The sequence below is a fragment of the Rhodoblastus sp. genome (assembly GCF_052145335.1).
GTDB lineage: Bacteria > Pseudomonadota > Alphaproteobacteria > Rhizobiales > Beijerinckiaceae > Rhodoblastus.
On record NZ_JBKQOU010000033.1, the window covers coordinates 1 to 4,132 of the forward strand.

At 56.4% G+C, this 4,132-nt stretch carries 4 protein-coding genes; 2 read left to right on the forward strand and 2 right to left on the reverse strand.

What is annotated here, in order from left to right; genetic code table 11:
* Positions 1-882: 882 nt before the first annotated feature.
* Positions 883-1,110: a hypothetical protein gene (locus ACLP2E_RS02375; RefSeq protein WP_442465037.1), complete on the forward strand. Its 228-nt coding sequence runs from the start codon at positions 883-885 to the stop codon at positions 1,108-1,110.
* Between the two features lie 442 nt (positions 1,111-1,552).
* Here the strand turns inward: ACLP2E_RS02375 and ACLP2E_RS02380 are convergent, their stop codons facing one another.
* Complete coding sequence (locus ACLP2E_RS02380; RefSeq protein WP_442465038.1) at positions 1,553-2,935, reverse strand: pentapeptide repeat-containing protein; 1,383 nt, start codon at positions 2,933-2,935, stop codon at positions 1,553-1,555.
* A gap of 482 nt (positions 2,936-3,417) precedes the next feature.
* Between ACLP2E_RS02380 and ACLP2E_RS02385 the strand changes: the two genes are divergently transcribed.
* The gene (locus ACLP2E_RS02385) at positions 3,418-3,576 is read left to right on the forward strand and encodes a hypothetical protein (protein ID WP_442465039.1); all 159 of its coding nucleotides are present in this window, start codon (positions 3,418-3,420) and stop codon (positions 3,574-3,576) included.
* Positions 3,577-3,664: 88 nt separating this feature from the next.
* On the opposite strand, the gene ACLP2E_RS02390 is transcribed toward ACLP2E_RS02385, so the two are convergent.
* Positions 3,665-4,132: helix-turn-helix transcriptional regulator (locus ACLP2E_RS02390; protein WP_442465040.1), on the reverse strand; the 468-nt coding region annotated here is incomplete at its 5' end.

The window sequence follows — 4,132 nt, forward strand, 5'->3', positions numbered from 1 at the left end:
GAAGACACGCCTGCAGCATGTCGCCACCGCCGTCGCAATCAATTTGGTCCGGATGGACGCGTGGTGGACCAGCACTCCAAGAGCAAAAACGCGATGCTCCCACTTCGAGGCCTTGCGGAGGGCCGCCAAGGGTGATTGCGAATTCGCCACCAGTATCACTGTTGGGTCTAGGCCCACCGGCGGGGCACGGGCGCGGCGGTCAGCCCGAGGGCGCGCCAGACACCTACTTGTGCCCCCCTTCAATGGACCGAAGGTCCGCCGTCGAGGGCGTTCTTATACTGGCGTTGAGCTTCCGGAGCATCGTCAAACACAGCTCCTTGACCACCTCATTTTGGACGGTGTCCGCGAGTTTGGCTACGTGGCAGAAGGCCATCGCTCGCTGAGACACTGGGTCCTCATACTCCGAGGGATCGTCCAGATTAATCATGTCATCGTGGGTGTCATCAGACATAAGCTTCAATGCCTCGGTAACGGAAGCCCTCACATCGGTGCTGCTCAAGGTGAAGCTGGACTCAAGGGCGAAGGGATCATGGTTTGGAGTGCGGCCAAAGGCGATCTGGAGCTGCGCGCTGAAGGTGAGGAAGGGCACCAAAGAGCCACGCTGCCTCGGTGCCAGACTTGTTCCCTCTATAGTGCAGAGCAAAAATCAGGTCAATTTGATGTTGCGCTGCAACGGCGGTTTAGGCCCGCGTTGCATCGTGGGGCTACGCCCTTTGTCCCACCCAAATCCAGAAGCTTAGCGCGACGTGGCCGATTTGGAGCTTATGCGACCGAGCGACGCATTGCATTGCTCCCTTGCGACGTTACTATGCTGCGCTGCAACATATCTGGACCACCATCTTCCGATTGGAGGTGGGGTTCTGCCAACCACGAAAGGCGACCATGAAAGTCGGCCAACGGGTTCGCTTCAAGTCCACCTCGGCAGCGCGATATTGGAAAATTCCGCAAGATGCTCAGGGGACGGTGATGTGTTCCTATCGACTCTTTGCGAACAATCGCGCCGCGCCGGACCGATTGGATGTGCGCTTCACACCGCAATTAGTGATTTGGGGCGGGGCCGCTGAGGATTTTGAAGAGATCAGAGTCATTCCGGAACGGACAACGCAATAATTTGCGCCGCCGCCCCGCCTGTGGCCACTCCGGCCGCGTCCGGCACCAAGCTTGGCTCGAATGTTGCTTATTTATCCGGACGTGGATTCCTCCGAACACACGGCTGCCCCTGGTCTGGTTCCAGATCGCCAGATCAGGGGCTTTTTATTTGCATTTCCGCATCCGACCGCGTGTCCAAGATTTGACCAATATGCGCCCAAAACGTCCAGGAAGGGCTCGGCGGTATGTCATACCTTCGTCATCGTAATTGTAGGGCGGATCGGTGAAGCCATAGCCCGGCGAATTGGCGCGGGTGGCGAAGCACAATAGCCACGTGGCACAAAGGTGCCGACGATAAACCCCTCCAGGTAGCGAGGATCAATCCGCCGAGACGCCACGAGACCGGCGGCCGATCATCCAACATGCTTCGAGTGCTGTCGCCTCGCCGCACTCTTGGCTTCACTTATTTCATGCGGAATTTATTGCGTATGCCGAGGCCGAAGAGGAAGACGAGAATGGTGCCGAGAATGGTTTGAATGGCGGACATCAATTCGAGCCAAGAGAGCGGAGTATCAATTGTTAAACCGAAATCCCTGCGGAAACCGAAGACATTCAGCGCATTCGCGACGCTGAGGCCCAGGGCTTCCCCATAGGTGCGCGCGTCGAAAAACCAAAAGGCTAACGCCCCTATAACCGAGACAACAAAAAGTGCGACGAGGGGCCGGAGGTAGCTGCGGCCGTAGTCGCAGAGAAGCCCGTAGAGCCAGATCGGCAGCCCCCATCCCCACCGGCCGAGCAGAACTCGGCGGGATTGCAATTCGAAGGCGAAAAAGTCGAGCTCGTCCTCATGCTTCTTAAGCCGATCCATTTCTAGCTTCAGACACGCATAAGCGTCGATGTAGCGCCCAGCCTCGCCTTTATTCTGGGGGATAAGCGGCCATTTGACGCCGCGCCAAACGGTGTTCTGATGTAGCTCGGCTCCGAAGAATGTTGGAGGCACTGCTCCAAATGTCGTGCCCGCGAAAGAAGTCATGAATTCCATCTTCGTATTGTCGAAGCTGGTGGATTCCTCGAACATCGCATCGCTAAATGCAGCGCCGCCGTAAAAAGTTGCGCCTATGAAGTTCGCGAAATCGGCAAAGGCCGCGCCGTTGAAGTTGGCCGCGCCGTAGAAAGCCGCGCGGGGGAAGGCAGCTCCGCTGGAGAACGTTGCACCAGCGAAAAAGGCCCCGCGGGAGAAAGTCACGTACGAGAACGTAGTCCCAAGTAAAAAGGCCACACCGCTGAAGTCCGCCGTGCCGGAAAACGTTGCGCCTAAGAAATTTGCGTCACCATAGAAAATCGCACCCCGAAATTCGGCGGAACTTAAAAAGGTCGTCTCCATGAAAGAGGCACGACCGGTGAAAATCGCGTCCTGAAAGGTGCAATCGAAAGAAAACACACCAGGATCGGGAAACAAATATTCATCAAAAGAAACATTTTGATCGAATTGAACATTCGAAAAATCGATGACAGCATTGCTGAGTGGAAGGGGGTTATGTTTCGGCGAAGACGCGCAGCGCTTTAAGTAGGCCTCTTTTATTTCTTCCAATTCATGCCTTTGAAACGGGTTCAGTTCATTCTGAGGATGCCGCTTCTCTTCAATTAGTCGCGCGCGTGTTGCCTCATTAAAATTTGTGGCAAAGTACCGGTTCCAGGCGATCCGATTCTTTTCTCTTAGCTCGCGATCCGATTGCTCAGGCACGCCATAGAGCGTCGCCAGCAAATACCAGGGATTCTCCTCGGCTTTGATTTTCGGCGGCATTTCTTCCGCAACGCCGCCGTGCTGCTCGTCTGCATAATCCATCGCAATGCCTGATCTCGAATGCTGATCACGTTGATCACACGAAGCTGCGGCCATAATCGGCAAGAGTGCGGCGCCCAATCAGATCGTTCTTTTCGAGATGGCGACCTCGGCTCCAATCCCACATTCACCATTCATTAACGTGTCGGACAAGACGTTGATGAAGTTTTGACGAAAAGTTGAGATGATCATCTCTGGCGCGACAAAACCCGTCGTTGGCCATCATGGAAAGCACAATCCAATCGGGGGATTCCCTCATGTCTGTTGTGCCCTCAATAATTGTCCTCATGATAACGGCTCTGATCGTTTTTCGTCGTGAGATCACCGGTTGGCCTGCACCTGCCGCCAAGAAGCGTCCCAGGCATCGCACCATACCGTCGCAGCTTCTCGCGTCCCCGAGGGGGCAGCAATCTTCCGCCGTTCGCGCGGTTCGAAGTTTTCGCATCCCCCGGGGGCAGCGATGATCTGACCAGACTACATGCTCGATGCGTCCGCGCACCTTCGAGCGCGTCGCGAATGAAGTCGACAACAATGTTTCGGTGATCGACACGGCTACCAACATGGTGGTGGCGACGGTTCCGATGGGGGATGACCCCCGAGGGGTGGCCGTCACCCCTGACGGGAAAGAAACCTGTCACCTTTAGGACCCTGGCGACACCGGACGCCCTTGGCTTGAAGACGCGCGACGAGTTTGGCCCGCCGTTTCCACCGCGAGATTTGGGTTTATCGCCGTTACTCGACTTGCAGGAGCAGCGCGACCAGTTCGCTTTGGCGATGCGTGTTTGTCTTGGCAAAGACGGCTTTCAACTGATTGCGCGCCGTCTCCCGTGATATCTTCAACTCCCGGGCGGCGATATCGGGAGGAGCTCCCCGCGCGATGATGCAGGCGACCTTCGCTTCCGATGGTGTCAGCCGGAACGTCTTGGCGAGGATCGCCGCGGACGGTCCTGGCCTTGGCCCCAAGGCATTCAACGTCAAAAGTGCACGCACGTCCTGCCCCGGTGCTCCCTCGAAGGGCCAAATGCGCACGATGACCGGCAATTTGTCCATGCGAGGAACGATGACTGGCTCCAAAGCCAAGGAATCAAGGCGGGGCAGCTCCTTCAATTGATCGACGGCGTGTTTGAGGAGCGTCCGGGCGTCAGGATTGCGAAAGAAAAGCCGTCTATCCTTAATATTGATGTTCTGGTCGAAAACGGC

Bases quoted from the DNA above. Each gene is read 5' to 3' on its own strand.
- ACLP2E_RS02380 (WP_442465038.1), bottom strand. From the start codon at position 2,935: ATGGATTATGCAGACGAGCAGCACGGCGGCGTTGCGGAAGAAATGCCG.
- ACLP2E_RS02375 (WP_442465037.1), top strand. From the start codon at position 883: ATGAAAGTCGGCCAACGGGTTCGCTTCAAGTCCACCTCGGCAGCGCGA.
- ACLP2E_RS02385 (WP_442465039.1), top strand. From the start codon at position 3,418: ATGCGTCCGCGCACCTTCGAGCGCGTCGCGAATGAAGTCGACAACAAT.